Consider the following 17,192-nt stretch of genomic DNA (forward strand, 5'->3'; position numbering starts at 1 on the left):
CGCCTGTCGTGCGCCGCACGGCTGCCGCTCCCCTTCCCCTTCGTTTCGCAGCAACCTGCCCGTTCCGCGCGGCAGGTTCCTCATTGCCTGCCCTGACCGGAGCCGTCGAAATGTCCGAGAACGCCCTCCTTGCCACGCCGGCCGCTACCGCGCCGATCAAGTACCTCGACCGCGCCATGGCCACGCTGCGCAGCCTGGGCCTGGCCGCTCCCCAGGACAACAACGCACCGGCCATCGCGCTGGTCTCGCAGCTGTCCACCCTTGACCAGGGCCGCGTGGTGGCCATTGCCCGCGTGCTGCAGCAGTCCGGTCATTTCAACGCCGTGATGCGTGACGAAATCAGCTCGGCCAAGGTGTCCGACCGCTATACCGAGATCATCCGCGCCTTCGACAGCATTCGTGACGATGCCAGCACCATGGTCGAGCAGGTGCGCGACGGCAGGATCGACATGGGCGAGCGCCTGCAGAACCTGTGGATGAAGGTCACCCGCGGCGACATCCCGAGCCGGTTCGAGAAGATCCGCCGCACATTCCTGGAAGTCAGCCGCGATTCGGCCGAGCAGCTGCAGCGCGAGTCGCGCGTGCTGGAGATGTACGGCGACTTCCGCCTGTCGATCAAGGATGCCGAGATCCAGGCCCATGAGCTGTTGAAGCTGCAGGAGCAGGCGCTGGCCGATGCCCGCGAGGCGCTGAAGCAGGCGCAGCAGCGCGTGGAGTCGGCCGATCCGGCCGCCGATGCCGCCGACACCGGCCGCCTGGTCATGGCCCGCGATGAGGCCCTGCGCAACAACCAGGCCGAGGAGTCGCGCTACCAGCTGGCCAAGGACCTGGCCGAGAACCTGCAGGTGAATTACGCCACCTCCGAGGCGATCATGCTGCGCGTGCACCAGTCGCACGAGATCAAGCGCCGCGTCAACGAGCGCTCGGTGGTGTTCTTCTCCACCAATGAAACCAGCTTCACCGCCTTGAACCTGGCCTTCACCACGCAGATGGGCCTGCACGAGTCCACGCAGGCGCTCAATGCGATGACCGAGGGCACCTCCAAGAGCCTGGAAGCGGTGGCCAACATCGGCGATGACGTGCTGCACGAGGGCCTGAAGGCCGGCTACGGCGCCACCATCGGCGTCGATTCGGTGCGCAAGCTGGTCGATGCGGTGGTGCGCTTCCAGGAGACCTCGCTGCAGGAGATCGAGCAGCTGCGCGGCCAGGCGACCCGCGACTCGGCCGAGATCGCCGAGTATGTCGAACAGGGCAAGCAGCGCTTCGCCGCCCTGCTGCAGGCGCCGCCGAGCCCGGAGCCGCGCTGAGGTGAGTGCGACGATGGCCCCTGCCGAGCTGCAGGCTGCGCTGCTGACCATGGATGTGGTCGACCAGCTGCGCTACCGCAATGCCGAAATGAAGGCGCTGGCCGACAGCGGCCACGACAAGGCGACGCTGAAGCAGCGCCTGCTTGAGCTGTACCGCTCGCAGGGTATCGAGGTCTCCGACGAGATCCTCGAGGCCGGCATCCAGGCCCAGCGCGAGCAGCGCTACCTCTACACCGCGCCGCGTGGCTGGAAGGCGTGGCTGGCGCGGCGCTGGATCGATCGGGCCCGCCTGTTGAAGTGGGCGCTGCTGGCGGCCTTCCTGCTGCTGGTGCTCGGCATGCTGCTGGTCATGGCGCGCAGCTTCGGAGCGTTCGTGCACGAGAGCAACGTGCAGAAGAACGTGCAGGTGCTGAACGACAAGGTGGCCGCGCAGCAACAGGAGGCTGCTGCAGCGCGCGCCCTGCTGGCGGCACAGGAACAGGCCCTGCAGGGGCTGCTGCCACGTGCCACGGCCAGCGGTGGGCGCCTGCAGCCACTGGCCGAAGGCGCACAGGCCGCGCTGGCCGAAGCACAGCGGCGCTTCGCCGGGGTTCCCGCCGCACTGGCCGCACAGCCGACCCTTGTGCGCAAGGACAAGCTCACCCGGCTCAGCAGTGGTGGCAGTGCCACCGGCGAGCAGGCGGCCGCGCAGGTTGAGCAGCATCGGCAGGCCGCCGCGCAGCTGCTGGCGAATGCCAGGGAAACCCTGCCGCCGCTGACCGAGCGGGTGAACATTCTCGGCCAGGCGATCGAGGCCAGCGAGCTGCTGGATACCACCAACGCCGCCGCAAAGGCGGCACGCCTCGCGCCGGATGCAGAGCAGGCGCGCGCACGCGCCTACACCGGCGGCGACGTGGCACTGCGCGCGGGCGACATCGCCGCGGCCGGCCAGGCGGTAGCGACCCTGAAGGAGCTGATCGGCAGCGCCGACACGCTGGCCGCGCTCAACGAGCGGTTGGCCCACCTCAAGGCCGACGGCCTCGCCACCGGTGTCGCCGGCGAAGACCGCAAGCGCTTCGAACGTGCGCTGGAGCAGGCCGCCCGCCTGATCCGGGTCGAGACGCTGGCCGAAGCCGGGCCGGCCCTGGACGAGGTCAGCCAGCTGGTGGGGCTGCTGTCGCAGACCCTGGTCTACCGCATCGTCAACCGTGACGATGAACGCACCGGCGTCTGGCGCTACAACGAGAAGGCCAATGGTGGCCGCAACTACTATCTGGTGACCGAAGCGCTGGACGAGGCCGGCAATGCTGCCGAACTGCCGATCCGCAACGAGGAAACCGGCAAGGAGGAACGGGTCTCGGTGTTTGCCGTACGCGTGCCCGAGGCCACCTACAACCGGGTTGCCGCCGACAAGCAGGACAACGGCATCATCGAAGACGACCAGATCGGCAGCAAGCCGCGCGGCAGCCTGTCGCCGCGGTTCCGCATGCCCGCCACCGGTGGCTACATCACCCAATGGTGATGGGTAAGGAACTGACATGAGAGACCTGAACGACGCGATTGCCGATGTCGAGACCGATATCGGCCAGGTGCAGGCACAACTGGCCGCGCGTGGCGACCAGTGCCGGGAGCTGATCAAGGAACAGGAAGCGCTGCACGGGCGGGTCCGCGACGACTTCAACGCCCTGGCGCGCCTGCAGGCCGAGGCCGCAAACGATGCGCCGCCGATGCTGGCCCGGGACCTGCTGCAGCAGTCCAGCGCCGATCTGCAGCGCCGTGACCGCAAAGCGGCGGTGCTGGACGACGAACTGCAGGCGCTGCTGGACATCGAGCAGTCGTTGCAGCAGCGGTCGCAGGAGGCCGTTGCCGCACGCGACGCCGCCGGCGGACGCTGGCAGGCCCTGCAGGACCAGGTGGACACCACGCTGGAAGCGGAACCTACCTACAGGGCGCTGCAGGACGACCTGCAGCTGGCCGTGGCGCGTGCCGACACGGTCGAGCGCATGGCTTCCTCTGCCCAATCGGAGCATGACGCCAAGGCCGGCGCCTATCAGGCCGACCCGATCTTCATGTACCTGCACCGGCGCAGCTACGGCAGCACGGCCTACCGCGGCTGGCCACTGGTGCGCACCGTCGACGGCTGGCTGGCCGAACTGTGCGGCTTTGACCGTGCCCGTCGCGAGTACGCCACGCTGGTCGAGCTTCCGCCCTATCTGCAGGAACATGCCCGACGCGCCCGCGACGACGTGGAGGCGGCCCGCCAACCGGTACAGCAGGCCCGCGATGCCGCCCTCGCCCGCGCCGGTGGCGACCCGCTGCGCCAGCAGCTGCAGACGGCACAGGGCGCAGTAGCGCAGGCGCTGCTGGCCGAGCAGCTGCATCGTCAGACCGTGGATGCCAAGCAGGCACAGATCGACGGCTTCCGCAGTTGGACCGATGCCGAAGGCAGCGCCCTGCTCACCGCGCTGGCGCGCACGCTGTCGGCCAAGAGCATGGACGACCTGTACCGGCGCGTGGCCGCCACCGCCTCCGGCGAGGACGATGCCGTGCTCGAGCGCATCCATCGCAGTCGCCTGCGCCTGGGCGAGATCGATGGGATGGTAGGCGAGCACACCCGCGAAATGGCCGTGCTGAAAAAGCGCCTGGACAGCCTGCAGGCGGCGCGGAGGAGCTACCAGGCGGCAGCAGACATCGAGCGCCAGGCCTACGAGGCGCCGAGCTACCGGGCCGCCGCGCCGGCCACCGTCGCCGCATCCTTCTTCAGCACCACCAGCAGCCGAAGCACCACCCGCTCCTCTGGCGGCCTGTTCGACCTGCTTTCGGGCGGTTCCAGCAGTTCCGGCTCGGGTTCGAGCTCCAGTTCGAGCTCCAGCTCCAGCTCCAGCTCCAGTTCCAGCGGCAGCAGCTTCCACAGCGGCGGTGGTATCAGCGGCGGCGGTGACTTCAAGACCGGCGGCGGGTTCTAGCCCGGCAACGGCCGGGTGCGCCGCTTCAGCCGCGCATCCAGCAACCCCACGCCCAGCAGCACCAGGCTGGTCAGCCATCCGGCGGCCAGCAGGTGCATCCAGGGCAACACCAGGCCCAGCATCAGTAGTGCGGCGGCGCCCAGCAGGTGCGAGGGCGGCGCGCGCCCATAGACCACGTGCTTGTACAGGGCACTGCCCAGCAGATAGATCAGCGGGCCCGCCACCATCACCGTGGCGTACACCGTGGTGACGGCCGCCGCCGGATGGTCCATGACCAGATCGTTGCCCACCGCGGTGGCGATGATGCCGGCGATCAGCAGGGCATGCACGTAATGGAAATTGGCGCCCATCCGGCCCGGGTCTTCGGCGTGGGTGATGGCCTCTGTGGCATCGCGGCTGGAGATGCCGAAGTACAGCCACCACATGGCAATCGTGCCAGCGAAGGTGGCCAGCACCGCCGAGATCACCTGCAGGCTCCAGTGCTCGACGTCGCTTAGCACGCCCCCGGTGGCCAGCAACGTCTCGCCCAGTGCGACGATGACGAACAGCTGGCAGCGTTCGGCCAGGTGACCGCCCTCGATGGTCCAGTCGCGGGTGTGCGACCGGCCCATGCCCGGGAACGCGAAGCCGAACATCGGCGAGATGTATTCGCAGGCCGCCGCCATCGCCCACAGTGCCAGCCGCAGGTGGCCCTCGGCCGCCGCGCCGGCCAGCCAGAAGCAGGCCGACACGCTGACCCAGGCCAGCATGCGGCGGAAATTCGGCGCCAACGTATGGTTGCGGCCGACTTCCAGCAGCACGAACGCGGTGCGTCCGACCTGCATCGTGGCGTACGCCCCGGCGAAGATCCACGCACGATCGGCGAACGCCTCGGGAATGGACGAGGACATCAACAACGCCAGCAGCATGGTGGCGAACATCAGGCCCCGGATGCGCGGCGCCTCCGGGTCGAACCAGTTGCTGACCCAGCACGCGTACTGCCAGCCGAGCCAGACCGCGAACCACAGCACCAGGGTCTGCAGCACGCCGGCCAGATCCAGGTGGTGCAGCAGATGGTGGCTGAGCTGGGTGACCGCGAACACGTAGACCAGGTCGAAGAACAGTTCTTCGTAGGTCACGCGGGCATGATGGCCATCGCGGTGGCGCAGCGCGGGCAGGCGCAGTCGGGTACTCATGGAACTCCTTCAGCGCGCCAGGCGCCAGTACAGGAAACCGGCAAGTAGCGCCGGCACGGCGAATACCAGCAACAGGATCGGCAGCTCCTCGCGTACCGCGTAGCCGGCCTTGCTGACCCCTACCCACATGTTGGCCACGGCCACCAGCAGCCAGGTGGCGATGAAGGCGATCAGTGCCGTGGGCAGCTGCGAGGTGCCCGTGCTCCAGAGATGGCCAAACAGCACGAATACCCCCAGCAGCAGTACGCCACCCAGCATCACCATGAGCACGTGCATGGTCCACCTCCTTGAGCCTGGTAGCAGGCTAGGCCCGGCCGATTCTGCGCTCCAGCCCGTGGAGGTGGATTCACAATCCATGGCCAGCGAACAATCCCTGGGCAGGCTGCGGCGCACCTTATCGCAGCCATGAATTATTCGCGAAACGGTCCGCCCGGCCCGCGTGGTAGTTTCATCCGACCCTGCCCAGACACCTCTCCGCCATGCGCCTTTGCCTGACGACCCTTGCCCTGACTGCCACACTTGCCTTTGATGTGACTGCCGCCGACGCACCGCTGCCGCAGCTGCAGGCCTACACCGTGGACGCCTCGTGGCTGCAGCCGATGGCACCGCTGCAGATTGCCGACCACACCTGGCAGATCGGCACCGAGGACCTGACCGCGCTGCTGGTGCAGACCGCAGACGGTGCGGTACTGCTCGACGGCGGCATGCCGCAGATGGCCGGTCACCTGCTGGACAACATGAAGGCACGCGGGGTGGCAGCACAGGATCTACGGCTGATCCTGCTCAGCCACGCACACGCCGACCATGCCGGGCCAGTGGCGGAGCTGAAGCGCCGTACCGGCGCCAGCGTAGCGGCCAACGCCGAATCGGCCGTGCTGCTGGCGCGCGGTGGCAGCAACGACCTGCACTTTGGCGACAGCATCACCTTTCCGCCGGCCAGCGCCGACCGCATCATCATGGATGGCGAAGGGGTCACCGTAGGCGGCATCGCGTTCACCGCGCACTTCATGCCGGGGCACACCCCAGGCAGCACCGCCTGGACCTGGACCGATACCCGCGATGGCCAGCCGGTGCGCATCGCCTACGCCGACAGCCTGAGTGCGCCGGGCTACCAGCTGCAGGGCAACGCCCGTTATCCCCGCCTGGTCGAGGACTACCGGCGCAGCTTCGCTACGGTGCGCGGCCTGCCCTGCGACCTGCTGCTGACGCCGCATCCGGGCGCCAGCAACTGGAACTATGCCGCGGGTGCAGAGGCCGGAGCCAACGCCCTGACCTGCAAGGCCTACGCGGATGCGGCCGAGAAGAAGTTCGACGCACAGCTGGCCAAGGAAACAGCCACGGCACGCTGATCCTGTAGAGCCGAGCCCATGCTCGGCTTGCCGGCCAAACACAGCCGAGCATAGGCTCAGCCCTACACAAGACGCGTCGAAGGGTGCCGGTCAGGACGACCGGCACCCGCCTTCCATCAGCCACCCTGCCCGTGCTGGGCAAACGGCTCGGTTCTGCCGTCGGTCCGCACCAGCTCGACGGTGTACGGCTGCACGTAACCATCCGGCATTTCCATGCCCGGCGAACCGGCCGGCATGCCGGGCAGCACCAGCCCGCGTGCGGCCGGGCGTTCGGCCAGCAGGCGCTTGATGTCCTCGGCCGGGATGTGGCCTTCGACCACATAACCGCCGATCTCGGCGGTATGGCAGGAGGCCTTGCCGACCGGCACGCCCAGGCGGACCTTGATCGGATTCATGTCATCGGTATCGCGCACGTCCACCTGGAAGCCCGCGGCCTTCAGGTGGTCGACCCAGATACCGCAGCAGCCACAGCTGGCGGTCTTGTGCACGATGGCCACCGGCAGGGCCGGATCGACCTTGGCCGGGCTGGCCTGGATCGGTGCCACCGGTGCCTTGCTGGCGACCGGTGCGGCGGCGGATTCTTCGGCGGCACGTGCACAGGCGGTGGTGGCCAGCACGGTGCCCAGCAGCAGGCCGAGGGAGAGAGAACGGTTCATTGAGTGATTCCTTTGCTGAGGCGGGCAACGCGGCCCGCCGCCCGCGCATCGAAGGCGCAGGCAGAGGCGAGAAAGAGTCGAACAGTCATGGCAGGCGCTCGAGCGCCTGCAGGACATCACACGATGGGGGGACGCAACGGGTCCGGCATCGGGGGCGATGCGCGTTGCTGGGAACGGGCAGCTACAGGCGCCTCGCGCCACGGCGAGGCGGGCGTTCCGCTCAACGTGGCCAGCATGCCAAGGCAGGCCGGCGGGCATTCGCATTCACCACTCTGGCAAGCCGACGGAGCCGCATCATCGCAGCAGCCGGCTGCGGCCAGCGCGGCCGCGTGCGGTGCAGCGCAGTGATCCTGGTTGGCCGACCCGCCGTACGAAGACGAGGCAAGCGCCAGCGCCGGTGCATTCAGCACCAGGGCGACAAGCAGCATCCATCGCAGCAGCAGGCCAGGCAGGTTCACCCACCGATGATAGCCGATGCGCGTCACGCAATCGCCGCCGCCATCGCCCGCATCCGCACCGGGATCGACTTCGCTGCGGGTGTGCCGCTGATCCGGTCGTAGTAGTCCAGCGGCAGCAACGGGTTCAGTTCCGGGTAGTAACCGGCCAGCGCGCCGCGCGGCATCGGGTAGTCCAGCACCGTCAGGCCCTCGATGCGGCGCTGCACGCCATCGCCGCTGATCGTCTCCAGGCTGACCAGCGCCTCCTTCTCCAGCCCGCGCGCCAGCCGGTCCTCGATGTTCATGAACAGCACCATGCGATCGTTGTACACGCCGCGATAGCGATCGTTGTAGCTGTAGATGGTGGTGTTGTACTGATCATGCGAGCGTACCGTGGCCAACCGCAGCATGTCCGGATCGTGCACCGGATCGTCCACGTCCAGGCCGGGCATCACCAGGATGTTGGCCTTGCCATTGGGCGTGGGCCACACCCGGCGGCGCGGCGGAATGTCCAGATGGAAACCGTGTGGCTGCTGGATGCGCTCGTTGAAGCCGGTGTAGATCTCTGGATACACCGCGGCAATCAGCTCGCGGATGGGCGCGTAGTCGTGCATGCAGCCGGCCCAGTCAACCCTGCTGTCCGGCAGCGTGGCCAGTGCCATCCGGCAGACGATCTCTACCTCGGGCAACACCTCGGCACTGACCGGCTCCAGTACCCCGCGCGACGCGGTGACATTCGACATCGCGTCTTCGATGGTGACGAACTGCTCGCCGGCCGGCGTAACGATGCGTTCCGAGCGCGCCACCACCGGCAGGATCAGTGCATCGCGGCCATGGACCAGGTGCCCGCGGTTGAGCTTGGTGGCAATGCCCACGGTGAGCTCCAGGCCACGCATTGCCTCATACGCACGCGGGGTATCGGGCACGGCATGGATGAAGTTGCCACCCAGGCCGATGAACACCTTGGCGCTGCCGTCCAGCATCGCCTCGATGGATTCGACCACGTGGTGGCCATGCTCGCGCGGCGGGTCGAAGCCGAACACCTGCTGCACGCGGTCCAGATAGGCCGGCTTGGGCTTCTCGTCGATGCCGACGGTGCGGTCGCCCTGCACATTGGAATGCCCACGGATCGGTCCGATGCCGGCGCCGGGCTTGCCGAAGTTGCCACGCAGCAACAGCAGGTTGGCGACCTGCTGCAGCAGGCGCGAGCCGTACTGGTGCTGGGTCAGCCCCATGCCGTAGCAGATCACGGTGGCCTTGGAACGGATGTAGATCTCCGCACAGCGGCGGATCTGCGCCTGCGAAATGCCGGACACCTGCACGATCTGGTCCCAGTCCTGCGCCATCACGTCTTCGCGCAGCGCCTCCAGGCCCACCGTGTGTTCCGACAGGAAATCATGGTCGAGCACGCGCTCGCCCTGTGCCTCACGCTCGAACATCACCTTCATCATGCCCTTGATTAGGGCCAGGTCGCCGCCGATGCGAATATGCACGAACTCGCTGGTGATCTCGGTCGAACCGAACGTGGCCATCTGCACCACGTCCTGCGGCTCGGCGAAGCGGATCAGCGCACGCTCGGGCATCGGATTGACCGCCACGATCGGGATGCCGCGTTTACGCGCCTCGACCAGGTTGCTCATCATCCGCGGTGAATTGGTACCGGTGTTCTGGCCGATCACGAAGATCGCCTCGGCATGCTCGAAATCCTGCAGCACGATGGTGCCCTTGCCCACCCCGATGGCCGGCGGCAGGCCACGGCTGGTCGGCTCGTGGCACATGTTCGAGCAGTCCGGGAAATTATTGGTGCCGAACTCGCGCACGAAGATCGAATACAGGAACGCGGCTTCATTGGGCGTGCGGCCGGAGGTGTAGAACTCGGCCTGGTGCGGGCTGTCCAGCGCCTGCAGGTGGCGGCCGATCAGCGCGAAGGCATCGTCCCAGCTGCACGGCACGTAGTGGTCGGTGGCTGCGTCGTAGCGCATCGGCTCGGTCAGCCGGCCCTGCATCTCCAGCCAGTAGTCGGTCTGCGCCATCAGTTCGGTCACGGTGTACCGGGCGAACAGTTCGCGGCCGGCGCGGAACTGGGTGGCTTCCCAGGCCAGTGCCTTCGCGCCGTTCTCGCAGAACTCCAGCTTCTTGCGTTCGTCGGCATCGGGGAACGCGCAGCTGGGGCACTTGAAGCCACCGGGCTGGTTCATCGCCAGCAATGCCTTCGATCCCTTGCCGATCACACTCTGCTGCAGCAGCACCTTGGCCGTGGCGCCGGCGGCACCCCAGCCTCCGGCGGGCTGGTTGTAGGGCTTGTAACGCGGCGGTTTCTGCTCGGACATGTTCGGGAACCTGGCAGTAGGAACGCAACAACGAACGGCACAACGCGGTCCGGCGGTGCATTCAGTGGCACGACCAGCCGCACAGTCAAGCACGGCCCACGGCGCTTCGCCAGAGGGCACAGGCTGATTTCAGCACAACCTGCCATGGCAACGGTTACAGCCGCGTCTGCGCGCGACCACTGCGCTATCCTCGAAACCGCAGGCGGTGGCCCGCCCGCGTTTCTCCCTTGTCCGGACGCGCTGCATGCCTGATTCGATCCCGCCGCACACCCCGCCTGCCGGCACCGCCCAACGCCCGTTGCAGCGCTGGCGCGGCGGCACGCAACAGCAGCAGGTCGACGTGGTGGCCGAGGAAGTGCCGGTGGCGCTGCGCTACAACGATGCCGCCTTTGCCGTGATGATGGCCACACCCTGTGATCTGGAGGACTTCGCACTCGGATTTTCGCTCAGCGAAGGCCTGATCAGCGCGCCCTCGCAGCTGCTGTCGATCGATATCCACCCACAGCTGGAAGGCATCGAGCTGCAGATGACCGTGGACGAGGCTGCGCCCGGCGCAAACCTCGACCCCGACAAGGGACGCCTGCTGCCCGGCCGTGGTGGCTGTGGCCTGTGCGGCACGCGCCAGCTGGAAGAAGTGCTGCGCCCACTGCCGCAGATCCGCGAACGCCGCAGCTATTCCGCCACCGCCCTGCAGCGGGCGTTGGCCAGCCTGGCGCAGCACCAGCCGATGAATGCGGCAAGCGGCTCGATCCATGCCGCGGCCTGGGCCGACGCCAGTGGGCGCATCGGCTGGGTACGCGAGGACGTCGGCCGCCACAATGCACTGGACAAGCTGATCGGCGCCCTGCACCACAACGAACACGCCATCGAAGGCGGCCTGCTGGTGATTTCCAGCCGGGCCAGCTACGAGATGGTGAGCAAGGCAGTGCGCGCCGGCGCCAGCGTGCTGGCGGCAGTGTCCGCGCCGACCGCGCTGGCGATCGATCTGGCCCGCAGCGCCGGCCTGTGCCTGGTCGGGTTCGCGCGGGCAAGCGGGTTCAATGTGTATACCCATCCGGAGCGGCTGCAGGCGCACGACGGCCACGCCCGCTGAGGATGGCCGGGAGCACTGCGTCCCCCGGCCCGGTACGCCTCAGCGCAGCGCGACCTTCGGGAAGTCCACCGGCACGTCGAACGCCACGTTGACGTAGTTGGTGAACAGGTTGAGCGCCACATGCGCGAGGATCTCGACGACCTGCTCATCATCGAAGCCGGCCGCGCGCAGCGCCTGCACGTCGCCGTCGGCGATCTGCGCACGCTGCTCGACCACCTTCAACGCGAAGTCGAGCGCCGCCGCAGTGGCCGGGTCGCTGGACTGGCCGATCTGCGCGGCAGCCATCTGCTCACCGCTGGCGCCGGCCTTGCGGCCCAATGCCGTGTGCGCGGCCAGGCAGTACTCGCAGGCGTTGCGGTTGGCGATGGCCACGGCGATCTGCTCGCCCAGCAGCGGCGACAGGCGACCGCCGCCCAGCGCGCCGAACGAACCCCACATGCTCTGCAGGGCAGCCGGCGAGTTGGCCACGGCGCGGAACATGGCCGGGGTGGCGCCGAAGGCAGAGTGGACCTGGCCCAGCAGGGCCTGGCGGTCGGCGGTGGTGTTGGCGGCATCGATCAGGGGGACACGGGACATGGTGGATCTCCTTGGGAAAGCGCCCGGGATTGGACGACCCGCTCATCCTAGGTAGACTCCCTGGACGCAACATCCTCAATTCGCCACATATGTTGTCCATACGTCCATGAGCATGCGCACCGCCACCCCTGCGCCAGATCGACTCTCCTCGCTGCTGGAACGCTTCCGGGTGCAGGCGGCGCTGTTCCACAGTGGCCCGCTGTGCGGGCAGCATGTCTTCGAGCCGCAGCCCGGTCGTGCGTTCCTGCACATCCTGCGCCAGGGTGAGATGGAAGTCCGTCATCCTGGGGGCGATAGCGCGCTGCCCCGGTTGAAGATCGATACACCCAGCCTCCTGCTGTATCCGCAGCCGCTGCACCATGTGTTCTTCAACGCTCCGCTGGACGGCCCGGATTTCACCTGTGCCACGCTGGATTTCGATGGTGGCGCGCGCAATCCGATCGTGCAGTCGCTGCCACCGGTGATGGTGGTGCCGCTGGCCGCGATCACCGAACTGGATGACACCCTGCAGCTGCTGTTCGCCGAAGCCGATCGCCAGCGCTGCGGGTCACGGCTGCTGACCAACCGCCTGTTCGAGGTGGTGCTGATCCAGATCCTGCGCTGGGTGGTCGACCACCCGGATGCAGCCGGCGTCAGCCACGGGTTGATGCGGGGGCTGTCCGATGCGCGGCTGGCACGCACGCTGGTGGCGATGCACCAGGCACCGCAGGACGAATGGACGCTGCCGCGCATGGCCGCGACCGCCGGCATGTCGCGCAGCGCGTTCGCGGCCGTGTTCAAGGACGTGATGCAGGCAACGCCAGCAAGCTACCTGCTGGACTGGCGGCTGAGCCTGGCCTGCGCGCAGCTGCGGGCCGGCGTGGCGGTCAAGCAGGTGGCGATCGAGGTGGGGTTTGCCGATACCGCATCGTTGTCGAAGGCGTTCCGCAAGCGGCTGGGGGCTTCGCCGAGGGCGTGGCTGGCCGCGGGCGCCGCGCAGGCTGGGTAAATGGATGAGGGGTAGAGTCGACCGCTGGTCGACCATCGCGCGACGCGCGGGATTTTCGTTGTCCGACCGAAGGGCAGTCGACCAACAGTCGACTCTACCGATGCGGCATTTTCGTGATCTGACCGAAGAGCAGCCGACCGGCGGTCGGCTCTACCACGGGCGATGTCGGCGCGCCGGCTGCCCGCTCAACTGGACGTTCCATCGGGCTTCGCCAGCAGCCCGGCGATCCGTTCGGCCACCTGGGCGCGCACGCTTTCATCCAGCTGCCCCTCGTACATCGCCTCGTAGATCCACAGGCCGTCGGCGGCCAGCCGTGCCACGAAATTGTCGAGCGCGGCCGGGTCGCTCTGCCCGGTCGACGGCGGCAACGGCGCCCAACGCCGTACCGCCGGCCCCCACGGGCGCTCATCGGCGTCCGGGTCGGCCGATTCGAGCATGAACATCAGCTCGGCACGGGTAGCGCTCTGCGCCGAGACGCGCACGAAGGTCTGGTAACGCTCCAGCGCCGAGGCTTCGTCTGCACGCTTGCCCAGCAGCGTTTCCATCGACGTCTCCCAGGCCTGCACCAGGTGCTCGTCGATGCCGCGCAGCAGCGCCTCGCGCGAGGGGAAGTGGTACAGCAGGCCGCCGCGGGTCAGCTTGGCCTCGGCCGCCACCGACTCGAAGGTCACTGCGCGCACGCCATCACGATTGATCACGTTGACGGCGGCGTCGAGGATGCGGTCGCGCTTGCTGGTTCTCATCGCGTCATTTTACGCGATCGGCCGCACCCACGCGGCTGCCGACGCGCCCGCGCAGCAGGCGCGCGATGATCGAAGCGCCCAGCGCCAGCACCACCGTGATCACCAGCAGCACGATCTGGTAGCCGCGGTCATACGCGGCCGTGGCCAGTGCGAACCACTCGCCCTGCCCGCTTTCACGTGCCACGTGCAGCGCCTGGGTGAAGCCTTCCCGTGCAAGCGCGGGCATGTCGGCCGAGACCGGCAGGAATGCGCCATACACCGCCGCGCTCAAGCTGCCCAGCATCGCCACCGCCAGCAGGCCACCGAACTCGTAGGACACCTCTTCCACCGACGAGGCCATGCCCGCACGGTGCGCCGGTACGTTGTTGAGGATGGCGGTGGACGCCACCGAGATGGCCGAACCCATGCCGAAGCCGGTGATCGCCATGCCGGCGACCACCCAGCCGAGGCCGTGCGGGAAGCCGAATGCCACCACGCCTACACCCAGCGCACCTGTGGCCAGGCCGCCACAGATCAGCGGGCGCAGGCCCACCCGGTGCAGGATGCTGCCGCCCAGCAGCGCACTGGGCAGGCTGCCCAGCGCGGCCACCGACACCAGCAGGCCCGCCTGCAGCGGCGAAAAGCCCGCCACCAGCTGGAAGCGCTGGGTGGTGACCAGCTGCAGGCCGGCCATCGCAAACAGGGTGAACACCGCCGACAACGTGCCGGCCAGGAACGCCGGATTGCGGAAGATTGCAAAGTCCAGCAGCGGGTACGGCAGCTGCTGCTGGCGGCGCGCGAACGCCGCACCACTGATGGCGGCCAGCAGCAGCGCGCCTGCACCCAGCGCATACGACGGCGGCGTAGCGATCAGCGACTTGATCGCCAGCACCAGGCCGGACAGTGCAGCCAGAGCCAGCAGCGACGAAACCAGGTCCCACGGTCGCGAGGTGTCGCGCTGGCCTTCCGGTGCCAGCAGCAGCGTGGCCACGAACGCGACCACGACCACCGGCACGTTGATCAGGAACACCGAGCCCCACCAGAAATGCTGCAGCAGCCAGCCACCGATGATCGGGCCAAGCGCTGCACCGACGATCGCCACCGAACCCCAGATCGCGATGGCGATGTTGCGTTCGCGCGCTTCGTGGAAGCTCAGGCCGATCAGCGCCAGCGTGGCCGGCATCATCGCGGCCGCGCCGACCGCCAGGAAGGCGCGCGCGGCAATCAGCAGCCCTGCGGTGTCGGCGAACGCCGCTGCCAACGATGCCACGCCGAACACCACCAGGCCGATCAGGAACATGCGGCGGTGGCCGATGCGGTCGCCCAGCGTGCCCGCACCCAGCAGCAGGCCGGCCATCACAAGCGGATAGGCGTTGATGATCCACAGCGCCTGGCCGGCACTGGCCGAGAGTTCTTCGGTCAGCGTGGGCAGGGCGGTGTAGAGCACGGAGTTGTCGAGCGTGACCAGCAGCAGGCCGGCGGCGACGGTGAACAACAGTGCCCAGCGACGGGCACGCGACAGGGCCGGAGCACCGGCCAAGGGCTGGGACGAAGCCATGGGAGAACCTGGTGGGGGTGGATTACGGCGATAACTATACAGGATGTCCTGTATAGTTATGAAGGCGGCGACAGCGGCTCAGATTGCGGTCCGGGCAATGTTCATGTTGCCGTGCCCCTCATGCCCGGTCTTGGCTGGTGTCCGGGATCATCACCGGCAGTCTTCCGGCAGCGCAGCAATCGCCGCTACCACCGCCGCCTGCATGCCCTGCCCCACGGCCATGTCCAGCTCCCCGCCCGTTGCCCCGTGCTGGCGCCGCAGCTCGTCCTCGCACAGGCCGCGCACCCGCGCGCGGGCATTCGCGCGCAGGCTGCTGCACCGCCAGTCGGTGCCACCCAGCGGCAGCACCGAATACACCACGCTGTTGCAGGCGTTGCCAGCGCGCTGCTGCAACGACCGTCCACCAAAGTCCCGGGGTTCACTGCTGCGCTGCGGGTCGAAGTAGCTGTCCGGGAAGGTGCGCGCGTACTGTTCGATGTCCAACGCCATGCTGCGCCCACCGGCCAACGGCATCTGCAGCGGCTGGCCGCACTGCGTCGCGTCGGCGCGGTGCTGGATGTACTGGTAGATCGGCCGGTCCAGCGATGGATCCTGCTGGGTCACCGCACTCACCGCCGCCAGCACCGGCAGCGACGCACGATTGGCCATGCGCGCCAGCAGCCCCGCCTGCGCTGGCTGGCAGCGGTCGCGCACTGTTGCCGCAAGCAGGAACAGCACGTCGTTGCGGAACGCGTGGTCGTCACCCAAACGCTGTTCGATGCGCTGGCTGGCGTCGGACGCCGGTGCTGGAAACGCGACCAACGGCGGCGCGGTGGGTGCACGCTGCCGCTGCCACCACACCAGCAGCACGACTGCGCTCACCAGCACCCCGGCAGCCAGGATCCAGCGCATGCGCATCAGTCGTGGATCGCCGTCAGCGTGGCCGCTGCGGCATCGTAGGACGCGCTGGCAATGTCCGCATCGAAGCGCTTCACCTGCAGGCGGCCGGCCAACCGGTACGGGTCCCAAAGATCGCCCAGCGCGATCGGCGTGGCCAGGGTCACATGGATGATCTGGTTCGGTGGCGGCGGCGGCACGTGGATGCACGCACCGTAGAACGGCACGAACAGCAGCTCATCGACCAGGCCGGCATCATTGGTGCCCAGCGGTACCACGTAGCCATCCAGATCCACCGCGCGACCGTCGACAGCGTCGACCACGCGCGAAGAGCCGAACTGCTTGGCGCGATCCGGGCTGGAATGGTCGATTTCCTGCCCCGGTGGCGTGCCCGAGCCGGTGTCGTCGATCAGGCCGCCCACCCCGTCCATGCCATTGCGTGACAAGCCGATCTGCGGGGGCGGGCGCTGGTAGGTCACTTCGTCCGGCCGCAGCGCGTCCCAGCGGTCGATAGGCGTTTCGGGCGCGGCGGAGGGCAACGGCTTGTCGCGCGGCGTGACCACCACGGCATCACCGCCCGGTGACGTGCAGCCTGCCAACCAGACGCATCCAAGCAGCAACACAGCGCTACGGTTCATAGGGCCTCAGCTGGGCATCGCGCATGGTGTAGGCGGAACCGGCCAGATCATCATCCAGCCGCTCGTCACGCAGGGTGCCGGCCAGGAAGAACGGCGAGTACATGTCCGGCATGGCGATCGGGCGCGGCAGCACCACGTGCACGATCTGGTTCGGTGGCGGCGGTGGTACGTGGATGCAGGCGCCGTAGTACGGCACGAACAGGAATTCGGTCAGGCGCCCGTCCTGCGCAGTGGCCAGCGGCACCACGTAGCCGGGCAGGCGCACCGGACGCTGCAGCACCGTATCCACGGTACGGAACGTGCCGAATTGCGGCATGCGCCGGTTGCCGTTGTGCTCCACCTCCGGGCCCTCTCCGCGCTCCAGCGCGGCCAGCTCGTCCTTGGGCATCATCTGCAACCAGTCCAGTTCCTGCTCCGCCGCATCCGCAGCGCCAGCGTGGTCGACAACCGGCGGAGGTGGCAACGCCTGCACACCGGTATCCACCGGCCGCTCGCAGGCTGCCAGCGCCAGTACCATCGGCAATGACAGCATCCAGCGCATG

16 protein-coding genes are annotated in these 17,192 nt (G+C 68.1%); 6 read left to right on the plus strand and 10 right to left on the minus strand.

Features of this window, described 5'->3' with window-relative positions; all coding sequences use genetic code 11:
* Positions 1-110: 110 nt before the first annotated feature.
* From AC5P7F_RS16520 to AC5P7F_RS16530, 3 genes are read left to right on the plus strand one after another with little or no spacing between them, the layout of a single operon-like run.
* Entirely contained in the window at positions 111-1,307 is a 1,197-nt protein-coding gene (locus AC5P7F_RS16520) for a cell surface protein (protein ID WP_197602783.1), read from the plus strand.
* A gap of 13 nt (positions 1,308-1,320) precedes the next feature.
* Entirely contained in the window at positions 1,321-2,808 is a 1,488-nt protein-coding gene (locus AC5P7F_RS16525) for a DUF6384 family protein (protein ID WP_164077893.1), read from the plus strand.
* 16 nt (positions 2,809-2,824) lie between these two features.
* Positions 2,825-4,252 carry a coiled-coil domain-containing protein gene (locus tag AC5P7F_RS16530; protein ID WP_164077892.1) on the plus strand — a complete coding sequence of 476 codons (1,428 nt, stop codon included), beginning with the start codon at positions 2,825-2,827 and terminating at the stop codon, positions 4,250-4,252.
* Here AC5P7F_RS16530 and AC5P7F_RS16535 read toward each other — a convergent pair.
* Positions 4,249-5,427: a low temperature requirement protein A gene (locus AC5P7F_RS16535; RefSeq protein ID WP_164077891.1), complete on the minus strand. Its 1,179-nt coding sequence runs from the start codon at positions 5,425-5,427 to the stop codon at positions 4,249-4,251. The genes AC5P7F_RS16530 and AC5P7F_RS16535 overlap by 4 nt on opposite strands.
* Before the next feature lie 9 nt (positions 5,428-5,436).
* Positions 5,437-5,703 carry a hypothetical protein gene (locus tag AC5P7F_RS16540; protein WP_014647303.1) on the minus strand — a complete coding sequence of 89 codons (267 nt, stop codon included), beginning with the start codon at positions 5,701-5,703 and terminating at the stop codon, positions 5,437-5,439.
* Between the two features lie 203 nt (positions 5,704-5,906).
* On the opposite strand from AC5P7F_RS16540, the gene blaL1 reads away from it, so the two are divergent.
* Complete coding sequence (gene blaL1, locus AC5P7F_RS16545) at positions 5,907-6,776, plus strand: L1 family subclass B3 metallo-beta-lactamase (protein ID WP_134808923.1); 870 nt, start codon at positions 5,907-5,909, stop codon at positions 6,774-6,776.
* Between the two features lie 116 nt (positions 6,777-6,892).
* Here the strand turns inward: blaL1 and AC5P7F_RS16550 are convergent, their stop codons facing one another.
* A complete protein-coding gene (locus tag AC5P7F_RS16550) occupies positions 6,893-7,432 on the minus strand; it encodes a DUF411 domain-containing protein (protein WP_164077890.1) in 540 nt (179 codons plus the stop codon).
* 481 nt (positions 7,433-7,913) lie between these two features.
* Positions 7,914-10,199, minus strand: a complete 2,286-nt coding sequence (locus AC5P7F_RS16555; RefSeq protein ID WP_014647307.1) for an FdhF/YdeP family oxidoreductase — start codon at positions 10,197-10,199, stop codon at positions 7,914-7,916.
* A 244-nt stretch (positions 10,200-10,443) separates the two neighbouring features.
* Between AC5P7F_RS16555 and fdhD the strand changes: the two genes are divergently transcribed.
* Entirely contained in the window at positions 10,444-11,292 is an 849-nt protein-coding gene (fdhD, locus tag AC5P7F_RS16560) for a formate dehydrogenase accessory sulfurtransferase FdhD (protein WP_164077889.1), read from the plus strand.
* Positions 11,293-11,331: 39 nt separating this feature from the next.
* Here the strand turns inward: fdhD and AC5P7F_RS16565 are convergent, their stop codons facing one another.
* A complete protein-coding gene (locus AC5P7F_RS16565; protein WP_134808928.1) occupies positions 11,332-11,868 on the minus strand; it encodes a carboxymuconolactone decarboxylase family protein in 537 nt (178 codons plus the stop codon).
* 106 nt (positions 11,869-11,974) lie between these two features.
* Between AC5P7F_RS16565 and AC5P7F_RS16570 the strand changes: the two genes are divergently transcribed.
* Positions 11,975-12,856, plus strand: a complete 882-nt coding sequence (locus tag AC5P7F_RS16570; protein ID WP_164077888.1) for a cupin domain-containing protein — start codon at positions 11,975-11,977, stop codon at positions 12,854-12,856.
* Positions 12,857-13,041: 185 nt separating this feature from the next.
* On the opposite strand, the gene AC5P7F_RS16575 is transcribed toward AC5P7F_RS16570, so the two are convergent.
* The 5 genes from AC5P7F_RS16575 to AC5P7F_RS16595 all read right to left on the minus strand — a co-directional run bounded on the left by AC5P7F_RS16575 (position 13,042) and on the right by AC5P7F_RS16595 (position 17,191).
* Complete coding sequence (locus AC5P7F_RS16575) at positions 13,042-13,599, minus strand: TetR/AcrR family transcriptional regulator (protein ID WP_032962647.1); 558 nt, start codon at positions 13,597-13,599, stop codon at positions 13,042-13,044.
* Positions 13,600-13,603: 4 nt separating this feature from the next.
* Positions 13,604-15,136 (minus strand): MFS transporter, encoded by a 1,533-nt coding sequence (locus AC5P7F_RS16580; protein ID WP_164077887.1) that lies wholly within the window; start codon positions 15,134-15,136, stop codon positions 13,604-13,606.
* 150 nt (positions 15,137-15,286) lie between these two features.
* On the minus strand, positions 15,287-16,033 hold the full coding sequence (locus AC5P7F_RS16585) for a hypothetical protein (RefSeq protein WP_049439550.1): 747 nt from the start codon (positions 16,031-16,033) through the stop codon (positions 15,287-15,289).
* Positions 16,033-16,650 carry a DUF3299 domain-containing protein gene (locus AC5P7F_RS16590; protein WP_041863493.1) on the minus strand — a complete coding sequence of 206 codons (618 nt, stop codon included), beginning with the start codon at positions 16,648-16,650 and terminating at the stop codon, positions 16,033-16,035. The genes AC5P7F_RS16585 and AC5P7F_RS16590 overlap by 1 nt, the downstream gene beginning before the upstream one ends.
* On the minus strand, positions 16,640-17,191 hold the full coding sequence (locus AC5P7F_RS16595) for a DUF3299 domain-containing protein (RefSeq protein ID WP_164077886.1): 552 nt from the start codon (positions 17,189-17,191) through the stop codon (positions 16,640-16,642). The genes AC5P7F_RS16590 and AC5P7F_RS16595 overlap by 11 nt, the downstream gene beginning before the upstream one ends.
* Position 17,192: the final 1 nt, after the last annotated feature.

It is taken from the genome of Stenotrophomonas sp. YJH_SMC_105-26, from assembly GCF_059368915.1.